Here is a 20,739-nt window from a genome sequence, read left to right on the forward strand (position 1 = left end):
TCACTGCTCCCCGCGTTGGGTTTTGTCGACCGAGACGTCTACCGGCTTCACCGCGGCGCCGATCGTCACCTTGCTGGTGCCTTCGACGATCAGGCGATCGCCGTCGTTCAGCCCGCTGTCGATCAGCCAGTTGCTGCCCACCACCCGTTCGGCGCTGACGGTGCGTTGCGCCACTTTGTTTTGCGCGTTTACCACCAACGCGGTGGCTTCCCCTTTGGCGTTGCGGGTGATGCCCTGCTGCGGCGCCAGGATGGCTTTGGGATCGACGCCGTTATCCACCGTGGCATGGACGTACATGCCGGGCAACAGCTCATGTTCGGGGTTGGGGAACACCGCGCGCAGCGTGACCGAACCGGTGGCCTCATCCACCGCCACCTCGGTCAACTCCAGCTTGCCGGCGTGGGCATAAGACGTGCCGTCCTCCAGCTTGATGGCGACCGGCGTGACCGCACCGCGCTGCAAAGCGGCCTGCTGACGGCGCAGTTTAAGCAACTGGGCGCTGGACTGGGTCAGATCGACATAGATCGGATCCAACGCGCGGATGGTGGCCAACGCATCAGTCTGGCCGGCGGTGACCAGCGCGCCCGGCGTCACCGACGAAATGCCGATGCGGCCGGCGATCGGCGCCCGCACCTGGGTATAGGCGAGGTTGATGCGCGCCGTTTCCAGCGCCGCCTGATACTGCGCCACCGACGCCACGGCCTGCAGATACGCGGCTTTGGCGTCGTCTGCGTCCTGTTTGGAAACGCCGTTCTCTTTCACCAGCGCCGCATAGCGCTGCGATTTGAGCCGGGTGGATTGCACCGTGGCCTGAGCGTTTTTCAGCTGGGCGGCGGCCTGATCGTAGCTGGCCTGATAGCTGGCGGGGTCAATTTGATACAAGACCTGCCCGGCTTTCACCTCGGCCCCTTCGGTAAACAGCCGCTGCTTGATGATGCCGTCGACCTGCGGCCGCACGTCGGAGGTCATGGTGGCGTTAACCCGGCCGGTCAACTCGCTGCTCAGGGTTACAGACTGGCCGCGCAACGTGACGACGCCGACCTCCCGTTCACCGCCTGCGCCCGTCGGCGCGCCGGCGTTTTGCCCATCGCAGGCGGCCAGCGACAGCGAAAGCCCCAGCGCCAAAAGCGTTTTCCTCTGCATTGCAATACGATCCTGTTGAGAATGATTATTCTCAATATATCGAATGCCGGAATGCGCTTCTGAAAGGGTTGCGTAAGGATTGCGTAAAATCTTTTCGAAGCGGAAAACGGTGGCGCAATCTCGTTCAGCGTGGTTTCAGCACATTGCCGCAGCGGTTTTTAGCCCATGCAATAAAGCGTTCCACTTCAGCCGGGGGCGGCGCCGCGTGGGATTTTTAGGGTTTAACCAGCCTAAACACCCGATGATGACAAACAACCGCACGCGTATTTTTTGAACATTCACGGGTCTGGTTTGCCAGGCGCCGGCAGTTGGCTGGTCACGCAGTGAATGCCGCCGCCGCCGCCGGCGATCGCGTCGATCTCCAGCTGCACCACCTTGCGCTGCGGATAGAGCGCCGACAGCAGTTCAAACGCCGCCTTGTCCGCCTGCGGGTCGCCAAACTCCGGGGCGATCACCGCGCCGTTGATAACGAAATAGTTGATGTAGCCCGCCGCGAAATCAGGATTGCGGCGGCTGAAACGGCTGTCGCGCGGTGCCTGCGGCGGCGAGAGCGTATGCACCTGCAGCGTGCGGCCGTCGGCGTCGGTCGCTGTCTTGAGGATCGCCAGATGCGTCTGGGTGACCGCATGATCGTAAGAGGCCGGGTCGGTGTCCAGATTGGCCACCACCACGCCCGGCCGCACGAAACGGGCGTAAAAATCGACGTGGGCATCGGTGATGTCCCGGCCTTTAATGCCCGGCAGCCAGATAATTTTACGCAGGCCGAGCATCGCCTTCAGCTCCTGCTCAACCCGATCCCTGCTCCAGCCCGGGTTGCGGTTCGCATTCACCCAACTGCTCTCGGTCATGATGCCGGTGCCGCGCCCATCCACCTCAATGCCGCCGCCTTCGCCTACCAGTGCGCTGCGGCGCGGTTGAGCGACGCCGTATCGCCTGGCGGCAAACCCTGCCAGACGCGCATCCCTGGCATGCTGCTGCTTATCGCCCCAGCCGTTGAAGTTGAAATCCACTGCGCCCAGTTCGCCGGCATCATTGACGACGAAATTGGCGCCGATGTCGCGCATCCAGATATCATCCAGCTCGGTGACGACATAGCTAACGTTGTGACTGCCGCAGGTGGCCTCGGCCAATTGCCGTTCACGCTCGCGGCAAAAAACCGTCAACGGCTGAAATTCGGCGATGGCGTGGGCGATACGCCCCTGCGCCGCCCGCACGTCCGCCATGAGGTCGCCCCAAATCGCGCGCTGCGCGCCGAACGCGATAAACGCCCGCTGCTGCGGTTCCCCTTCATCCGGCAAGCGCCAGGCCGGATTAAGCGCAGCTTTTGCGTGACCGCGTAACGAAATACCCAATGATACCGTCAAGCCGACGCCGGCCACCGCCGAAAGCTGCTTGATAAAGGTGCGACGTGTTGACATAAACGCCCTCTTTTAATTAATTTAAATTCAATTGGTTAACCGGTTTTTTCGCTCTCCGGGAATTGAATCTCATGCTAGTCTTCCCCTGCCGCTGCGACAAACGATATATTTAGTGGATATCTGATTAGACAGGCTTATTGATAATGTTAAAACACTGGCCCCCGTTAAGCGCATTGCGCGGTTTTGAAGCGGCGGCGCGTCTGGGCAGTTTTCATCAGGCCGCCGAAGAGCTGCACCTTACCCAGTCGGCGATCAGCCAGCAGATCCGCAGCCTCGAGGCGTTTCTGGAACAGCCGCTGTTTTTCCGCACCGGCCGCAGCGTGACGCTGACCGATGCCGGCCACGATCTGTTCAGCACCGCGCAGGTGATGCTGCAACAATTGGCCGTCGGCATTCGTCGTCTGGACCAGTACCGCAAACCCAATCAGTTGATCGTCAACACGACGCCGGCCTTTGCCCGCCACTGGCTGACGCCACGGCTGGGCGAGTTCAACCAGCGGCATCCGCAGATAGATCTGTGGCTCTTCACCAGCTTCGAGCCACCGGATATGGCGACGGACAGCATCGACTTGGCGATCCGCGACGATCTCAGCGCGCAGGCGGACTGCACCTTTAAGGTTCTCTGCACCGACCGGCTTTATCCCGCCTGCCACCCCAGCCTATTGGCGCTGGCGGCGGAGCAGCGCGTCACGCTGCACGGCGAACGCGAAATGGACTGGAGCCACTGGACGGTGGCGGGCGGCGCGCACGTCGGCCAGCGCGACAGCGGGCTGAATTTCTCCGATCCCGGCCTGCTGCTGGACGCCGCCTGCCAGGGGCTGGGCATCGCGTTGGTCAGTCAGCTGCTGGCGCAGCAAGCGCGTGACGCCGGGTTGCTGCATCCGTTAACCGAGCAACGCGTGCGCGGCGCCAACTGGGCGTGGCTGCTGCATCGCGACAGCGAACACAATCCGCTCGCCCGGCACTTCTGCCAATGGCTGCAATCGACGCTGCCGGCCGACGCATAACGCGCCACATCACGATTTGCTACTCTGGTCAGGCGGCCCCGCCTGACCGCTGCTACTTTCAATAAAGCGCCGCAACAGCCCGAATAAAACGCGCTAACCTGCTGTTTCAAAAATAATTAGTTGAATTCACCTGATAACTGAACATCGCTAAAAGGATCTTCTATGTCTGCCGGTTTATTGAAAACGATAGCTCTGAGCGTGGCCCTGGCCTGCACCGTTCCCGCCGCCTTTGCCGCCGATCTGAGCGCCGGCGCGGTCGCCGCTCCGGATCAGTATGGCGCAAAAGTCGCCGCTCACATTCTGCAGGCCGGCGGCAACGCGGTTGATGCGGCGGTCGCCACCGCCTTTACCCTGGCGGTCACCTACCCTGAAGCCGGCAATATCGGCGGCGGCGGCTTTATGACGCTGTACGTCGACGGCAAACCCTATTTCCTCGACTACCGCGAAGTGGCGCCCAAGGCCGCCGGCAAAACTATGTATCTGAACGAGAAAGGCGAAGTGATCGAGAATCTCAGCCTGGTGGGCAGTCGCGCCGCCGGCGTGCCGGGCACCGTGCTGGGATTGTGGGAAGCCCATAAACGCTTCGGCAAGCTGCCGTGGGCCGAGCTGCTGACGCCGGCGATCGGCTACGCCCGGCAAGGTTTCACCGTGGCGGGTCAGCAGTATCAGTACCGCGAAGACGCCAACAAGCTGTTTGCCGGTAAAACCAACTTCGGCGACTATTTCGGCGCCATGAAGCCCGGCACGGTGTTCAAACAGCCGGAGCTGGCCGCCACCCTTGAGCGCATCGCCAAATCGGGCGCCGACGATTTTTATCACGGCGAAACCGCCCGCCTGCTGGTGGCGCAAATGCAGCGCGACAACGGGCTGATCGGCGCGGCGGATCTGGCCGACTACCGGGTGAAATGGCGTGAACCGATGCGCATCAGCTGGCGCGGCAACACCGTGTATACCGCCCCGCTGCCCAGCTCCGGCGGCATCGCGCTGGCGCAGCTGCTGGGGATAAAAGAAGATCGCGCCGCCGACTTCAAGGGCGTGCCGCTCAACTCGGCGCGCTATATCCACCTGCTGGCGGAAATCGAAAAACGCGTGTTCGCCGATCGCGCCGACTACCTCGGCGACCCGGATTTCACTAACGTGCCGGAAGCGCAGCTGATCGCCCCCGACTACCTGCAAAAACGCGCCGCCGAGATCAACCCGACGGCGATCTCGCCGACCGAGCAGGTGCGGCCGGGGCTGGAAAGCCACCAAACCACCCACTTCTCGATCGTCGATGCGGCCGGCAACGCGGTCAGCAACACCTATACGCTTAACTGGGACTTCGGCAGCGGCGTGGTGGTCAAAGGCGCCGGTTTCCTGCTCAACGACGAGATGGACGACTTCAGCGCCAAACCCGGCGTCGCCAACGCCTTCGGCGTGGTGGGCAGCGACGCCAACGCCATCGAGCCGGGCAAACGCATGCTCTCCTCGATGAGCCCGACCATCATCACCCGCGACGGCGACGTCACCCTGGTGATCGGCACGCCGGGCGGATCGCGCATCTTCACCTCGATCTTTCAGGTGATCAACAATCTCTACGATTACCATCTGCCGCTGGCGCAGGCGGTGGCCGCCCAGCGCGTGCATCACCAACTGTTGCCGAAGGACACCGTTTATTACGACAGCTTCGCGCCGCTGACCGGCAAACCGGCGGACGAGCTGAAAGCCATGGGCTACACCCTGGAAGATCAGGGCTGGAACATGGGGGATATTCAGGCTATCCGCATCGATGGCCGCACGCCGGAAACCGCGTCCGATCCGCGCGGCCGCGGCGTGGGGCTGGTGGTGAAAAAGTAACCCTCCGGCGGCCCGCTTCCGATTAGACGGGCCGCCGCTCTCCCCGCACAGATGGCCGCTGTCTCCTTTTTCACTCATCTATACTGAATCGACAGGCCTGCGTTCAACGACGGCGGCGCCTGCGGTCCGCCTTGGACGATAAGGATAATATTCATAGTAAATCAATCACCTGCATTTATCGTAAGCGGTGTCGGAGGCAATCAATAATGGCGAAAAGACGAGCAGTGCCCGGTGTTCATCCCTACGATGGGCCCGCCGGCGGTTGGGGCGCGCTGAAAGCGACGGCCATCGCCGTGCGCACTCAGATGGATACCCTGGAGGCGCCGGTAACGCTGATGCGCACCAATCAGCCCGACGGGTTTGATTGCCCGGGATGCGCATGGCCGGATAAAGAACATCGATCCACCTTCCAGTTTTGCGAAAACGGCGCCAAAGCCGTGACCTGGGAAGCGACCAGCAAACGCGTGACGGCCGAATTCCTGGCGCAAAATACCGTGACCTCACTGCTGCGGAAAACCGATTATGAACTGGAGGATTATGGTCGCCTGACCACGCCCCTGTTCTATGACGCCGGGACCGACACGCTGCGACCGCTGGCCTGGGATGAGGCGTTTCAACGCATTGCCGCCGTTTTGCAGACGCTGCCGCCGGAGCAGGTGGAGTTTTATACCTCCGGCCGGGCGTCCAATGAGGCGGCCTATCTGTTCCAGCTGTTTGCGCGGGAATTTGGCAGCAATAACTTCCCCGACTGTTCCAATATGTGCCATGAGCCGACCAGCGTTGGCCTGCCCCAGTCGATCGGCATCGGCAAAGGCACCGTGTCGCTGGACGACTTTGACAGCGCGGAGCTGATTATCTCCATCGGGCACAATCCGGGCACCAATCACCCGCGCATGATGGGCACGCTGCATGAGCTGGCGCGCAAAAAAGTGCCGATTATCGTGTTCAATCCGCTGCGCGAGCGGGCGCTCGAGCGTTTCACCGATCCGCAAAACGTCATCGAAATGGCGACCTACAGTTCGACCCCTATCGCCTCCACCTACTATCAGGTCAAAGCCGGCGGCGACGCCGCAGCGCTCAAAGGCATCGCCAAAGCGCTGCTGCAGTTGGATGACGAACATGGCAATGCGCTGGACCACGCCTTTATTGCCGAGCACACGGAAGGTTTTGCGGATTTTGCCGCCGATCTGAAGGCCACCGGTTGGGATGCGATTGAGGCGGAGAGCGGCCTGGCGCGCCAGGATCTGGAACAGGTCGCCGCCGCTTACGCGAAATCCAACGCCACCATAGTGACCTACGGCATGGGCATTACGCAGCACAATAAAGGCACCGCCAACGTACGCCTGATTGCCGATCTGCTGTTGCTGCGCGGCAACATCGGCAAACCGGGCGCCGGCATCTGCCCGCTGCGCGGCCACTCCAACGTGCAGGGCAACCGCACCGTCGGCATCACCGAAAAACCCTCGGCCGATTTTTTGGCGAAGCTGGAAACGGTGTTTGGCTTCACGCCGCCCAAAGCCCACGGTCACGATGCCGTGAAATGCATGCAGGCGATGATCGACGGCGCCTCGAAGGCGTTGATCTGCCTGGGCGGCAACTTCGCCGTGGCGCTGCCGGACCCCGAGCAGAGTTTCCCGGCGATGAAAGCGCTGGAATTAAGCGTGCATATCGGCACCAAACTCAACCGCAGCCATTTGTTGGTGGCGAAAGAAACCCTCATTCTGCCCTGCCTGGGACGTACCGAACTGGACATGCAGGCCGGCGGGCGACAATCGGTGACGGTGGAGGATTCGATGTCGATGGTTCACGCCTCGTCCGGCAAATTAAAACCGGCGTCGGAGCTGTTGCGTTCGGAACCCGCCATTGTGGCCGGCATGGCCAAAGCGGTGATGCCCGCCAGCAAGGTGCCCTGGGATGAACTGATCGAAGATTACGACGTGATCCGCGATTTGATCGAAAAAACCATCCCCGGCTTCGACGATTACAACGCGCGCATTCGTCAACCCGGCGGTTTCCGCATGCCGCTGCCGCCGACCGAGCGCCAGTGGCCTACGGCGACGGGCAAGGCGATGTTTTCCGTATTCAGCGGGCTGCATGAGGACGAGACAACGGCAGACAAAGACACGCTGCGGCTGATTACGCTGCGCAGCCACGATCAGTACAACACCACCATCTATGCTCTGGACGATCGCTACCGCGGGGTCTTCGGCCGGCGCGACGTGCTGTTCATGAATGACAGCGATCTGCAACGTTTGGGGCTGGAACATGGCGACGTGGTCGATCTGGAAACGGCGCTGCCCGGCAGCACCCAGCGCCTGGAAGGCATCACGGTGATCGCCTACAACATCTCAGCCGGTTCGGTCGGCGCCTACTACCCGGAGGCCAACGTGCTGGTGCCGCTGCATTACATCGATGAGGAGAGCGGCACGCCTTCGTATAAATCGGTGCCGATCCGCGTGAAGTTGAGATCCAAAGAGGTGCGCGCGGTCGATATCGCCTGACGGAAGCGGTTTAAGCCTTTCTCCGCATGGAGAAAGGCTTCTCCCCCTTTAGACCTGCGCCACCAACACATTGACGTTGGCGGGGAAAACCAAGCCTTCTAATGCGTTACCGCTGTCGGAGGTCACCAGATAATCGACCTCGGGCCATTTGGCCACCAGCGTCATCGCATGTCCGCGCAGCTTATTTTCGTCGGCCAGCACGATGCACTTGCGGCTCTGGGCAATCATTTTGCGCGCGATGGCCGCTTCATTGACGTTCTGATCCATCACGCCGGTCTGCAGATTGACCGCGCCGGCGCCGATGATGGCGTAGTCGGCGAAAAACGCCTCGATATTATTCAATGCGATCGCGCCCAGGCACGCCATTTTGGAGTCGATGAACTGCCCGCCGATCAGCACCACGTCAATGGAGTCATTTTCCAGACAGACGTTGGCGATAAGCGGCGAGTTGGTGATGACCGTCAGTTGATCGATCGTCGCCAACTGCCGGGCAAACTCCAGCGTGGTGGAGCCGAAATCCACGAACACCGTATCGCCCGGTTGGAGCAGCGTCGCCGCTTTCTCCGCGATGGCGCGCTTCTCGGCCTCGGCGATTTTGGCCCGCTCGTTGAATTCATGCTCGAATTTAAACTGGCTGCTCACTGCGCCGCCGTGGATCTTCTTGATCAGCCGATAGTCTTCCAGCTTGTTCAGGTCGCGCCGAATGGTTTCCTGCGAAACCTGGAATTTATCCGCCAGCTCATTCACGTAAACCCGGCCGTTGGCCTGGATCAGCGCCAGTATTTCATTGCGCCTTTCCACGGAATTAGAGATATCCATTCACATTACACTCGCTGCCTTTAGTAAGAGTGACTGCCTCCGCCGAGACTTGCGGCGTTAACTGACGGAATACTACGGGTTTCAGGGCGTTAGACGCAAGCCGTTGCCGTCGTTCATCCTGCGGATTCGATGCTGATGTGCAGCGCATCACGCTCAGCCTCGGCCGGCAAGACGATATTGCGCAGCAGGATCCGCCGTTCAGGCAGGCAACGATGCGTTTTACGGTACAGCACTTTCTCTCCCAGCCGTACCACCACCGAACCGGACACCGCCTGTTCCACGCGCATATTGATCGTGACCGTGGCGGGATTGCCGATCAGCGCCACACGGGCGGGCGCAGTCAGGCGTATCCGTTCGTCGTGCCGCACCGGCAGGATTTGCCGCGCCGGCGGCAGCGTGCGCTGCAGCGAATGGGCAACGGCCTCGCCGACGCGCAGCCCTTCCTGATAACACTGGTCGCCCATGTCCGCCGGGTGCAACATGTTGCCGACGGCGAAATAGGCGGCGTCGGAACAGCGGCCGAACTGATCGGTCAACGGACAGCCGCTGTCCGGCCGCTGCGCCAGGTGGCTCTGGCGGATCAGCGTATACTCCCCGGTGAAGCGGCCGGTGAAGATCAGGCTGTCGCAGGCGATGCGCCGTTTCTCCCCCTGGCGATTTTCCACTTCTATGGATTCAACCCGATCGCGGCCGGCAATATCGGTCACGCGCGAATAGTAGTGGATCGGCACTCCCATCAGACGCGCATAGAGCGCGCTCAGACGCCAGGCGACGGGTCTGCCGCCGCTTTCAATCATGGCGACGGCGCGCACGCCGGCGTTACGCAGCGTCCACAGCGCGGAGAAACTGACCAACTCGGTGCCGATCACCACCGGCGCCTTGCCCGGCTGCAGCCCGCGCAGATAGACGAACTGCTGCAGCGCACCGGCGGTGAGTACGCCCTGCGGCCGCAGCCCGCTCACCAGACGCGGATGGCGCGGCGTCTCGCGCACGCCGGTCGCCAGGATCACCCGCTGCGCTTTCAACGTGCTGACGCCGCGGCAGTCCGTGATGGTCAGCTCGCCGTCCGGCTTGATGGCGAGCACCGTCACGCCGGTACGGATCTCCACCTGCCCGGCGCGCGCCAGTATTTTATCGACATAGGTGGATCCCAGCATCGGCCTATAAAACGTTTGCAGCCCAAAGGTGGGGTGCCGACAGTGTCTCGGCACGCCGCCCGCCTGCCGTTCCCGTTCCAGGATCACCACATCCTCGATCCCCGCTTGCCGCAGCGCGGTCGCCGCCGCGATCCCCGCCGGCCCGGCGCCGACAATCGCCACCTGATACTCAGTTTTCATCAATGCTCCCTACGGCCAGCGTTTGGCCAAAACGATCGCCTACCATTTCCGCCACCCGGCTGCTGCAATAAAAGCCGTTGCAGCGCCCCATCATCACGCGCGTGCGGCGCCGCAGCCCGCCGATGCACTCCGGCGGCACGGCGGAATCGAACGCCGCCTCGATCTCCCGCTGGGTCACCAGCTCGCAGTGGCAAACGATGCCGCCGTTGTCCGGGCGCGCGTAATCGCGCAGCGCGTAGTCGGCAAGCATCGGCATTTGCGGCCAATACACGGTCTCCGGCGTTTTTGGCGTGAAGCACGGCGTAAAGTGGTCGCGATAGAGCTGTTCCACATATTGCGCGATGCCCAGCGCCGCCGTCAGGCCGGTGGAGCGAATGCCCGCCACGCAGATCCACTGCCGATCGGGATAGTGCTGAATGCGGTAGTGTTTCTGCTCGGTGGCCGGACGCAAGCCGGCATAGCTGGCGGTCACGCTGTAATTCGCCAGCGAGGGCAGCAGCCGGGTGCCCTGTTCGATCAGCTCGCGCATTTTGGTTTCGTCCACCGTCGCCGTCTCGCGATCCTGCTGTTCTTCGGCGGTCGGCCCGAGCAGCAAATTGCCGAAGATGGTTTTCGACAGCAGCACCCCTTTGGTGATCGCCGTCGGCACCGGCAGGATAATGGCGTTGACCTGCCCGGCGGCGGCCTTGTCGAACACCAGGAACTGCCCTTTGCGCGGGCGAATTTCAAACTCGGGCTGATGGCAGAAACTTTCTACCCGGTCGCCCTGATTGCCGGCGCAGTTGATGACGATTTTGCCGTGAAACTCGCCCCGGTTGCTGGTTAGCCGCCAGCCGGTCGGCAAGCGTTCGGCGCCGGTCACCTCGGTATTGAAGCGATAGTCGCCGCCGTGTTTAACGCCCTGCGTCAGATAAGCCAGCGGCGTGCTCCAGGGATCGATCACGCTCTCCCCCGGCACCTCTACCGCCGCCAACGCGCCGGGCGCCAGCTGCGGCTCACGGCGATACAGCTCGGCGGCGTCGATCTGCGCCACGTCCAGCACGCCGTTGTCGTGCGCCTGTTGCACAATCGCGGGCAGCGCCGCCAACTGCTGCTCGTCCCAAGCCACGACCAGCGCGCCGGTGGGCAACAGCGGCAGATTCATTCGTTCACGGATGGCGATAAATTCCCGGTACCCGGCCTGCATGCAATGCAGTTCCAGGCTGCCGCTGGGCGCATCGAAGCCGGTATGCAGCAGCGCGCTGTTGGCTTTGCTGGCGCCGGACAGGATATCGCCCCCTTTTTCCAACAGCAGCGTACGGGCGCCCATCAGGCAGAATTTGCGGAATACCGCACACCCGACCACACCGCCGCCAATCACGACAATGTCCCAACCCGTTTGTTCTTCCATCATGCTGATGTCCCGTTTTGATGTGATAACCACAATAAAACCACACAATAACCGCATTTGAAATGACAAAAACAACATAACTCCCAAAAAAAAGCCGCAAAAGGCGGTGATAAGCAAAAAGTATGAGGTCGATCACGCGGGGTTATTTTATCTTGTGATTTATGTTGCTTTTGTGTGTGAAATTGAAGATAGATTATTAAAACAGTCACACAACCAACACCAGGCACAAAAAAAAACAAAACCTATAAGAGAGCGAAGCAATGATGAATCAACGTTATGCCGCGATTGATCAGGGGACCACCGGCACCCGGGTCGTGGTGTTCGGCGAAGACGGCAGGCACCATTCACCGGCCAGCATGCCGCACAAGCAGATCACCCCCAATCCGGGCTGGGTGGAACACGACGCCCTGGAGATTTTGGCGAATATCCGCCGCTGTCTCAGCCAGTGCGACATGGTGGATGCCATCGGTTTAGGGCATCAGGGCGAAAGCCTGCTGGCCTGGGACGCCGACAGCGGCCTGCCGCTGTACAACGCCATCGTTTGGCAAGATCAGCGCACCGAGCCGGAGATCCAGCGGCTGAAACGCGAAGGCGTTGAGCCGCTGGTGACGGCGAAAACCGGTCTGCCGCTCGATACCTACTTCTCAGCCAGCAAGATGGGCTGGCTGATGAACAACGCCCCGGGCGCCAGGCAATTGGCGCAACGCGGCCGCCTGCGGCTCGGCACCATGGACGCCTTCTTCCTGTTCCACCTGTGCGGCCGGCATCTTACCGACTATAACTCGGCCTCGCGCACCTCGTTGTTCAACATTCATACCCTGCAGTGGGATGAGGAGCTGTGCCGTTTGTTCGGCGTGCCGATCGACAGCCTGCCCGAGGTCAGAGACAACATCGGCCACTTCGGCGACGTCGCGCTCAACGGCAAACCGGTGCCGCTGACGGCCTGCATCGTCGACCAGTTTGCCGGCACATACGGCCACGGCTGCCATCAACCGGGGCAGATGAAGATCACCTTCGGTACCGGCGCCTTTTTACAGGCGATCACCGGGCCGCGCCCGATCGATGCCGGCGAGTCCGGCCTGTTGCCCACGCTGTGCTGGAAGCTGCCCGACAGCGAGCCGGTGTATGGCCTGGACGGCGGCGTTTATAACGCCGCCTCCGCCATTAACTGGGCGAGAAAGATCGGCCTGTTCAACGATTTCGATGAATTCGGCGACTTCCCCTCTCAGCCGGCCATCGCGCGCGGCCTGGCCTTTGTGCCCGCGCTCTCCGGACTGGCTTGCCCGTACTGGGACCGCTCCGCCGCCGGGATGTGGGCCGGGCTGTCGCTGGAGACCGAGCGCAAGGATCTGCTGCAGTCGATCCTCGAAGGCATCGCCATGCGTTCCGCCGAGGTGATCAACGCCATGGATAAACTGAAACCGATCGGCGACAGCATTTCGGTGGACGGCGGCCTGTCCGCCAACCGCTATTTCACGCAGTTTCTCGCCAACCTGATCCAAAAGCGCATCGTCTCTCCCGCCAATAAGGAGATCACCGCCCAAGGCGTTGCGTTGTTGGCGCGTAAAGGACTGGGGGTGGAACATCCGCTCAAGGTGCTCAACCGCTATGAAGTGACGGAACCCGCCGAGGTCGATATGGCGGGCTGGTTTGCCCGCTATCAGGAAATCATCGCGCGCTCGCGCGGCTTACGTTCATCGCAGGAGGAACACCATGGCTGAGTTCGGTAATTTCATCATCTATATCATCATGGCCGGCACTCTGATCGGTGCGCTGGCGTCGATCGCCAAACCGGAAGGCGATCTGGGACGCGAATTCGTCAACGGCATTCACGCCATCGGCCCGGTGTTTCTCGCCCAGGCTGGCATCATGGCCGCAATCCCGATCATCTCTTACCTGATCATGTACAGCATCGGCCCCTTCTTCTCGGCGCTCGGCTCCGACGCCTCGATCGCGGCGCTGGCGGTGATCGCCGTGGACATGGGCGGCTATCAGCTGGCCGACGCCATTGCCGCCAACCGCGACATGTGGATCGTCGCCATGTTGGTGGGCTACACCTCGGGTGCCAGCATCGTGTACCTGATCCCGGTCGGGCTTATCATGCTGAACCGCGACGACCATAAATATCTGGCGCTGGGTGCCATGGCAGGCCTGATCAGCATTCCGTTCGCCGTGCTGATCGCCCTGGTGACCATCACCTTCAATAACCTGCCGGTCAGGGAGATTATCTCTACCACCTCACCTGCCGCGCACTATCTGCAGCTGGACTTGCTGCAGGCGCTGCGGCTGCTGTCGCCGCTGTTCGCCCTGTGCTTCCTGCTGGCGTTGGGGCTGAAGCTGCGGCCGGCGGCGATGGTGAAAGGATTCCTGATCTTCGGCAAGGCGGCGGATGCCTTTATCAAGCTGGTGTTGGCGCTGTGCATCATCGAGCATTTTACCGGTGTATTTAAAAAGGTGTTCGGCGGCTGGGTATTCGATCCGTTATTTGCCGACAAAGACGAATTATTCCGCGCTATCGAGATCGCCGGTTATATCGGCATTATGTTGGCGGGCACATTCCCCATTTGTTATTTATTCCAGCGCTATTGCCGCAAGCCGATGCATTTCATCGGTAAAAAGCTCGGTTTATCGGATACCGGCGCGCTGGGCTTTATTATGGTATTGGCCAATATCATCGCCGTTTATCACCTGTTCAAAGGCATGCGCGCCCGCGATAAGGTGCTGTGCGTGGCCTTCGGCATCTGCGCACAGGCCACGTTGGGCGATCACCTGGCGTTTACCGCCAACTTCCAACCTTCGCTGGTGTTGCCGATCATGATGGGCAAATTCCTCGGTGGCATGATCGCCGTGCTGATCGCCATAAAAATTTCGGTGCCGGAGGCTGAATTGCTGGAAAAAGAACAGACGCAAAGGCAATCGACGGCCATCGCCGCCGCCGCTCGCTAAATTTATCCCTAAGCCATAAAAATAAACGGGGCGCCGCCTCATGGGGAAGCTGCGCCCTTTTTTCGTCCCTGACAACAATTATTGAGAGAACAAACGCTAATGAGAAAAATATTTTTAGCCTGCCCCTACAGCCACACCGACGCCAACGTCGTGCAGCAACGCTTTATCGCCTGCAACGACATCGCCGCCGCTATCGTGCGCGCCGGCAACGCCGTTTTTAGCCAGGTCAGCATGTCGCATCCGATCAACCAGTGTTTGCAAGAGCTAGACAAAACCGCCATCGGCAAGCTGTGGGCGCCGATCGACGCCCTGTTCATGGCGGCGATGGATGAATTGATCGTGCTCGACTTGCCGGGTTGGCAAGAGAGCGGCGGCATCAAGCGCGAGATGGACGCTTTCGCGGCGCGCGGCTGCCGCGTCAGCCTGTGGTCCGAGGTCGCAGGCGAGTTCAACTGAGGCGTGCGCCCCGCCGCTTGGCGCGGCGGGGCAGCGGCCTATTTGCCGTTGGCCAATTCACCGTACACCACCTGGCCGCGGAAACCGCGCCGCACCTGCTGGAACAGCTCGCGGAACGCCGGGTAATCCTGCGCCTGGCACAGCGCTTCCTTGCCGCGAATGGCGTTCACCTGCAGGCGGTGATTGACGGTCACCTGCTGCCCGTCGCGCCGCCACTCGACGCGATAGTCGCCCGCCGCATTGCGGAATTGCCGATCTTTCGGAATAGCGATGATCGGCACGTTGGCCGGCAGCTGCAGACGGTAGGTTTCGTCGTAGCGCTGCGCGGTGCAGTAGAACGGCGTTTCGTTGCCCGGCGCCGCCGTGGTGGTATACAGCGTGCGGAACGATTTGCCGCCGGGCGGGTTGGGCAACGTCATGCCGCCCACCACGCCGAAATCGACGTAGTCGTCCGCCTTGAAGCGGAAGCGATAGCCGAACTGCTTTTTGAGATCCAGCGGATCGCTGTTCATCGCCACTTCGCCGTTGCCGTCGATGCCGGAAGCGGACATGATTGTCGCTTCGGCCTGCGCCCGATTCTGACGGTTGATCTGCGAGAAGTAGCCCCGCAGGTCAATTTCTTCCACTTCGCTCAGCCGGCGCTCGGTCTGTCCGCGCAGATTGCCCGCCTTGTCGAACACGAAATCGACGTTCAGCGCGCTCTTGACCGGCTGCTCATCGCTGCCCGGCGTGCGCGCCAGCCTGGCGTCGCGCGTCAGCAGCACCGGCGCGCCCAAATCGCCCTCCGGCAGTTGCCCGAAACGCGCCCAGGGATTGGTGGAATCGAGGTACAGTTTGAATTCCGGCACGTAGGTGATGGCGTGATTGAAGCGGCCAAGCAGCGGCACTTTAGGCAGTATCGGGCCTTCATCCATGCCGATCAGCACCGGCGAGCTTTCAATGCCTTTGGCGGCGAGCAGCGCCTCCAGGATCACCACGTGATCCTTACAGTCGCCGTAATGGTTATCGAGAATGCTCTGCGCCGAATTCGGCTCCAGCCCACCGTTGCCCAGGTACACCGCCACGTAACGAATGTTTTGCGCCACCCAGCGATAGAGGGCCTCCGCCTGCTCGCGCCGATCGCTGATACCGGCGGTGATATTGTCCGCCAGCGCCTGAATGCCCGGCGTCACCTTCGCCGCCGCGCCGGCCTTCAGCTGGTAGGCCTTGGCCAGCTGCGGCCAATCGCGGTAGGTGCTGGCCATGATGGTCGGGCTGAAGGTCCAGCTGTCCGCCGCCCAGTTTTGCGCCTTCATCGGCGCGCTGCGCGAATAATGCCAGCGCCAGTGCGCTTGGCCGCCGCGGATCAGTGGCTGGTCGCCGCCCGCCACGCCGCGGGTGAAAATATGCATCGGCAGCTTGGCCGGCGCCTGCAGGGTCACTTCGGCGTCGTCGAACTGATCGAAAACGCTGAACGTCTCCCACAGGCCGAAATAGTCGGGGAAATACGGGGTGTTTTGCGTGCGGCGCAGCTCATACACCACGCGCGATCCCGGCGCCAGGTTGGAGAACACGATGACGCGCACTTTGCGGTCGGCATACAGCGGCGCCGTGGCGCTGGAGTAGCTCTCCTGGGTGTAGATGCGGTCGGGCGCCACATCGTGGCGCTGGCCGTCGGCGGTCAGCGTATAGGCGGCGACCACCTCCAGCGTTTCCATTTTCTCGCTGTAGCTCAGGCGGATCTGGCTGAATTTTTCGACCGCCGCCTTGGTTTTCAGCAGCACTTCGTAGCTTTCCGTCTTCACGTTGGTGGCGTTGGCGTTAACGCGGTAATCCGCGCGATAGCGCACGAAGCTGAAATCGTTGTTGGCCGTGTCGTTCTGGCCCTGATCCGCCGCGGCGGGCGGTGCAGCGGCCAACACGGTGGCCGGGTGCGTCGCCGTCAAACCGGCGAGTAACAGTATGGAAGGAATAGCGATTTTCATCTTCGGTCCTTGAAGGGCGTTAAGCAGCGACACCGGGCCATACGTCCGTCCCGGCGTCAAAACAGGCGGGCACACTAATATAATTGAGAATCATTTTCAATAAACGAACCGTCAACGCCGTGCTAGCCCTGCTCGATCAGCATCACAGCGGTGGTCTCCGGCTCCAGGGCCTCGAAAACGTGCTCGCGATCGGCGGAGTAACTGATGTAATCCCCGGCGCTCAGCTCCAGCGGCTGATCCGCCGGCCCGAGGCGCGCCCGTCCACTGCTGATGATCACATGCTCGACGGTGCCCGGCGGATGCGGCCGGGAAAGTTTGACTTCGCCGGGCTGCACCCGCAGCCGGTAAATGTCGCGCTGCGCGCCCGGTGGACAAGTGGCCAGCAACGTGGCGGCGTAGTTGCCCTGCTCTGACACCGCCGCGGTCCCCTCATGAGCGCGGATCACTTGCACCTGCCTGCTGGGTTGCGAAATCAGTCGGCTGACCGGCACATCCAGCGCCATCGCCAACGCCCACAGCGTTTCCAGACTGGGATTACCGCTGCCGGCTTCGAGCTGCGACAACGTGGACTTGGCGATACCCGCGCGCTTCGCCAGTTCGGTGACGGACAGGTTCAATCGCTCCCGCTCACGGCGGATTGCCGCCGACAAGAGGCCGATCGGCGTGATGTTCTGCATTAGGCTCTCGCTCATTGTTCGTTATACCATTCATTTGTTCGACTTGACGAACGCTGTCAACCATGTTCATCATAATGTTCGATTGTTCATTTTAATGATTAAGCGACTTCACCACAAGTACGGTCAGGCCGCGAGGGAAACGACATGAAAACGAAAACGCGCGGCGCAGTGCAAATGATCCTCGCCATGACGATCTCCGGCACCGTCGGTTGGCCGGTGATCGTGTTAGGGCAGCCGCCCGCCACGGTGGTGTTTTGGCGCTGCGCGTTCGGCGCGCTGGCGATGCTGGCCACCTGCGCCGCGCTTGGGCAACTGAAATCAGGCGCCATCAACCGGCGGCAGCTGGCTTTCGCCGTCCTGGGGGGCCTTGCGCTGGTGCTCAACTGGACTCTATTGTTTGCCGCCTATGCGCATGCCTCGATCGCTGTCGCCACCGTGACCTACCATGTTCAACCATTTATGTTGGTGGCGCTGGGAGCGCTGCTGTTCGGCGAAAAACTGACGGCTAATCGGCTGGGCTGGCTTCTGCTGGCGTTCGCCGGGATGGTGTTGATCGTCACCGGCCGGCAGAGCGGTGGCGGCGATGGCGACTATCTGCTGGGCGTAGCGCTGGCGCTCGGTGCGGCCCTGATGTACGCCCTGGCGGCAGCGATTGTCAAACAGCTGGCCGCGTTGCCGCCGCAGCTCATCGTGTTGATTCAACTGACCGTCGGCGCGCTGGCGATGGCGCCGTTCGCCGGTCTGGCCCGCCTTCCCGCAGAACCGTTCGACTGGCTGCTGCTGGCGACCCTCGGCCTGGTGCATACCGGGGTGATGTCCACGTTGCTCTATGGCGCTATCCAGAAAATCCCCACCGCTCTGGTTGGCGCGCTGTCGTTTATCTACCCGGCAGTGGCGATCGTGGTGGACTGGGCGGCGTTCGGGCACCGTCTCAGCCTGTTGCAGCTGCTGGGCACGCTGGCCATTCTCGGCGCGGCCGCGGGCATGAACTTCGGCTGGCGATGGGCGCCCGCCGCGCACCGGGCCGGTAAAATCGGTTAATCCCGTCCGACGGGCAAGCTATGCACAATAAGGCATTCGCCTTGTGTTCGGCGCGGTGCTATTTATTTAAACCGTGTAGGGTAGAAGGAGTGTTCTATGTGGCATCACCGCCTGCAACGGCGCATCCGTTTCAGTTACTGGAACGAACTGTGCGTCATAAAAAAATAAGGGAAGGCGCAAGCCTTCCCTTTTGTCATTCACCGTTCAGCTCAGAAGCGATCGGTTTTCACCACCTCGTCGAACGGCAGCTTGCCGATGCGCGGGTAAGGTTGCCCCGCCGCCTTGCCGATAGCGACCATCAGCGCGATCTGATAATGCGCCGGCTTATTGATAATCTCGCCCACCGCGTCGAAATCAAAACCGTCCATCGGACAGGAGTCGTAGCCCTGCGCCTTGGCCGCCAGCATCAACGTCTGGGCGAAGATGCCGCTGCTGCGCATCACTTCGTCGCGCTGCACCTGCGGTTTACCGCGATAATACTGATCGACGGCCGGGATCATGAACTGCTGCACCGGCTCCGCCGCGTCGGCCCAAACGGTTTTTACCTTCGATTCCCAACTCGACAGATCGCCGCACAGCACGACCAGCATCGACGCGTCGGTCACCTGCGCCTGCCCCCACGCCGCCTCGCGAATTTTCTCGCGCTGCGCGCGATCTTCGATCAGCAGCGGGCGCCAGTGCTGCAGGTTAAACGCGCTGGGAGCGCCCTGCAGCGCAATGTTCAACAGCGCTTTTTTCTCTTCGAGCGTCATCACGTGCTGCGTATCGAACTGCTTGGTGGCGCGGCGTTGGCGGATCGCGTCTAACGTATTCATTTTACTGCCTCTGTCCATGTGAAAAGGTCTATTGTCGTCAACGCGGCGCGGCTGTCCAGCCCCAGGCGGCTATTTCTGCGCGGTTTCGGCGCGCAAACGGCTGACCTGCGCCGCCAAGTCCGGCCACGGCGCCTGACCGGCGTAATGCTGCCGCAGGTAGTTGAGCAGAATGGCGATCTGCGCGTCATTCAGGTTATGGCGAAAGCCCGGCATATAGCCCAGCTCGGCGTTCGCCGGCCGCTGTATGCCGTCCAGCACCACACGAATGGCGTTGTCCGGCGCGTCGGCGAACAGGTTGGTGTTCAGCGCCAGAGACGGCCGCACCCCCGCCATCTGCGCGCCTTTTTCCTGCGCATGGCAAGCCATGCAGGCGCCGGAAAACAGCCGCGCCCCTGCCGAACTCAGAGGCTCCACCTGCCGTTCCGCCTGAGCGTTTAACGTTGTGGCCGTAGCGCCCGCCGCCGCTTCAGGATGATAGCTGCGCAGATAGACGGCGATCGCCTGCAGATCGGCCTGCGGCAAGCGCGACAGCCCTTCTTCGATCACCGGCGCCATCGGGCCGGCGGCGACGCCGTGGTTGGCCGAGTAGCCGGTGCGCATGAAATCGACCAGATCATGCTGCGTCCACGCGAGCGGCGCGGGCGAGCGGCCGGTCAACGCCGGCGCCGTCCATCCCTCCGCCACGCCGCCGGCCAGGTGCTCGCCGCCGGTTTTCTCGCCGAACAGCACGTTGCGCGGCGAATGGCAGGCGCTGCAGTGCCCCAGTCCTTCGACCAGGTACGCGCCGCGGTTCCAGTCGGCGCTTTGGGTCGCCTGTTCCGGCATCGCGCCCGGCGTCAGGAACAGCAGGTTCCAGGCAAAGATGCCCTGGCGAATGTTGAACGGAAAGTGCAGATCGGTGGCTGGCGGCCGGTACTTGACCGGCGGCTGCGACATCAGATAGGCATACAGCGCCTGCAGATCGTCGTCGCGGGTGCGGGTAAAGGCGGTATAGGGAAACGCCGGATAGAGATAGCGGCCCTGGCGATCGACGCCGTGGCGCATGGCGCGTTCGAACGCCGCGTAGCTCCAGCTGCCGATGCCGGTTTCCACGTCCGGCGTGATGTTGGTGGTGTAAATGGTGCCGAAGGGGATCTCCATCGCCAACCCGCCGGTGTTGCGCTCGCCGCCCGCACGGGTGTGGCACACGGCGCAGTCGCCGAGATCGGCCAACGTTTTGCCACGCGCGATCTGCGCCTCACTGAAACTGTGGGTCGCATCGGCGGCGAGCGGCGCAATCTCCGGCTGCCAACTGGCGACCACGCCGGCGACCACAACGGCGATCACCGTGACGCCGCCCCACCCGACGATTTTTTTCATCTTACTCATCTTTGCTGTCCTTGTTCGTAA

Annotated in this window: 16 protein-coding genes; 7 read left to right on the top strand and 9 right to left on the bottom strand. The window is 61.8% G+C overall.

Annotation, left to right across the window (positions count from 1 at the left end; genetic code table 11):
- Together ACSBQS_RS08435 and ACSBQS_RS08440 are read right to left on the bottom strand one after the other, a co-directional pair.
- Positions 1–1,143 carry an efflux RND transporter periplasmic adaptor subunit gene (locus tag ACSBQS_RS08435; RefSeq protein ID WP_197749842.1) on the bottom strand — a complete coding sequence of 381 codons (1,143 nt, stop codon included), beginning with the start codon at positions 1,141–1,143 and terminating at the stop codon, positions 1–3.
- 278 nt (positions 1,144–1,421) lie between these two features.
- On the bottom strand, positions 1,422–2,561 hold the full coding sequence (locus ACSBQS_RS08440) for an agmatine deiminase family protein (RefSeq protein ID WP_342164642.1): 1,140 nt from the start codon (positions 2,559–2,561) through the stop codon (positions 1,422–1,424).
- A 143-nt stretch (positions 2,562–2,704) separates the two neighbouring features.
- On the opposite strand from ACSBQS_RS08440, the gene ACSBQS_RS08445 reads away from it, so the two are divergent.
- The 3 genes from ACSBQS_RS08445 (at position 2,705) to ACSBQS_RS08455 (ending at position 7,905) form a co-directional block, all read left to right on the top strand.
- Entirely contained in the window at positions 2,705–3,568 is an 864-nt protein-coding gene (locus tag ACSBQS_RS08445) for a LysR substrate-binding domain-containing protein (protein ID WP_033650363.1), read from the top strand.
- A 162-nt stretch (positions 3,569–3,730) separates the two neighbouring features.
- Positions 3,731–5,404, top strand: coding sequence for a gamma-glutamyltransferase (ggt, locus tag ACSBQS_RS08450; protein ID WP_197749845.1), 1,674 nt, complete (start codon positions 3,731–3,733; stop codon positions 5,402–5,404).
- A gap of 203 nt (positions 5,405–5,607) precedes the next feature.
- On the top strand, positions 5,608–7,905 hold the full coding sequence (locus tag ACSBQS_RS08455) for an FdhF/YdeP family oxidoreductase (RefSeq protein WP_172698329.1): 2,298 nt from the start codon (positions 5,608–5,610) through the stop codon (positions 7,903–7,905).
- A 48-nt stretch (positions 7,906–7,953) separates the two neighbouring features.
- Here ACSBQS_RS08455 and ACSBQS_RS08460 read toward each other — a convergent pair whose 3' ends face one another.
- From ACSBQS_RS08460 to ACSBQS_RS08470, 3 genes are all read right to left on the bottom strand, one after another.
- Positions 7,954–8,724, bottom strand: a complete 771-nt coding sequence (locus ACSBQS_RS08460) for a DeoR/GlpR family DNA-binding transcription regulator (protein WP_033643131.1) — start codon at positions 8,722–8,724, stop codon at positions 7,954–7,956.
- Between the two features lie 113 nt (positions 8,725–8,837).
- Positions 8,838–10,061 carry an FAD-dependent oxidoreductase gene (locus tag ACSBQS_RS08465; RefSeq protein ID WP_033650360.1) on the bottom strand — a complete coding sequence of 408 codons (1,224 nt, stop codon included), beginning with the start codon at positions 10,059–10,061 and terminating at the stop codon, positions 8,838–8,840.
- A complete protein-coding gene (locus tag ACSBQS_RS08470) occupies positions 10,051–11,454 on the bottom strand; it encodes an NAD(P)/FAD-dependent oxidoreductase (protein WP_042784543.1) in 1,404 nt (467 codons plus the stop codon). The genes ACSBQS_RS08465 and ACSBQS_RS08470 overlap by 11 nt, the downstream gene beginning before the upstream one ends.
- 257 nt (positions 11,455–11,711) lie before the next feature.
- Between ACSBQS_RS08470 and ACSBQS_RS08475 the strand changes: the two genes are divergently transcribed.
- The 3 genes from ACSBQS_RS08475 (at position 11,712) to ACSBQS_RS08485 (ending at position 14,853) form a co-directional block, all read left to right on the top strand.
- Positions 11,712–13,172: an FGGY-family carbohydrate kinase gene (locus ACSBQS_RS08475; protein WP_042784544.1), complete on the top strand. Its 1,461-nt coding sequence runs from the start codon at positions 11,712–11,714 to the stop codon at positions 13,170–13,172.
- Complete coding sequence (eutH, locus tag ACSBQS_RS08480; RefSeq protein WP_342164636.1) at positions 13,165–14,397, top strand: ethanolamine utilization protein EutH; 1,233 nt, start codon at positions 13,165–13,167, stop codon at positions 14,395–14,397. The genes ACSBQS_RS08475 and eutH overlap by 8 nt, the downstream gene beginning before the upstream one ends.
- A 99-nt stretch (positions 14,398–14,496) precedes the next feature.
- Entirely contained in the window at positions 14,497–14,853 is a 357-nt protein-coding gene (locus tag ACSBQS_RS08485; protein WP_342164634.1) for a DUF1937 family protein, read from the top strand.
- A 38-nt stretch (positions 14,854–14,891) separates the two neighbouring features.
- On the opposite strand, the gene ACSBQS_RS08490 is transcribed toward ACSBQS_RS08485, so the two are convergent.
- Together ACSBQS_RS08490 and ACSBQS_RS08495 are read right to left on the bottom strand one after the other, a co-directional pair.
- Positions 14,892–16,817 (bottom strand): DUF3857 domain-containing protein, encoded by a 1,926-nt coding sequence (locus ACSBQS_RS08490; RefSeq protein WP_197666474.1) that lies wholly within the window; start codon positions 16,815–16,817, stop codon positions 14,892–14,894.
- A gap of 122 nt (positions 16,818–16,939) precedes the next feature.
- A complete protein-coding gene (locus ACSBQS_RS08495) occupies positions 16,940–17,509 on the bottom strand; it encodes a helix-turn-helix domain-containing protein (protein WP_072627621.1) in 570 nt (189 codons plus the stop codon).
- A 129-nt stretch (positions 17,510–17,638) separates the two neighbouring features.
- Here ACSBQS_RS08495 and ACSBQS_RS08500 point away from each other — a divergent pair, with 129 nt between their 5' ends.
- Positions 17,639–18,535: a DMT family transporter gene (locus tag ACSBQS_RS08500; RefSeq protein ID WP_089191783.1), complete on the top strand. Its 897-nt coding sequence runs from the start codon at positions 17,639–17,641 to the stop codon at positions 18,533–18,535.
- A 209-nt stretch (positions 18,536–18,744) separates the two neighbouring features.
- Here the strand turns inward: ACSBQS_RS08500 and ACSBQS_RS08505 are convergent, their stop codons facing one another.
- Together ACSBQS_RS08505 and ACSBQS_RS08510 are read right to left on the bottom strand one after the other, a co-directional pair.
- The gene (locus tag ACSBQS_RS08505; protein WP_033643140.1) at positions 18,745–19,350 is read right to left on the bottom strand and encodes a nitroreductase family protein; all 606 of its coding nucleotides are present in this window, start codon (positions 19,348–19,350) and stop codon (positions 18,745–18,747) included.
- 69 nt (positions 19,351–19,419) lie between these two features.
- Positions 19,420–20,718: a c-type cytochrome gene (locus ACSBQS_RS08510; protein WP_342164629.1), complete on the bottom strand. Its 1,299-nt coding sequence runs from the start codon at positions 20,716–20,718 to the stop codon at positions 19,420–19,422.
- Between the last annotated feature and the right edge of the window lie 21 nt (positions 20,719–20,739).

The sequence above is a fragment of the Serratia sp. H402Y genome, assembly GCF_051172415.1.
Classification (GTDB): domain Bacteria; phylum Pseudomonadota; class Gammaproteobacteria; order Enterobacterales; family Enterobacteriaceae; genus Serratia; species Serratia ureilytica.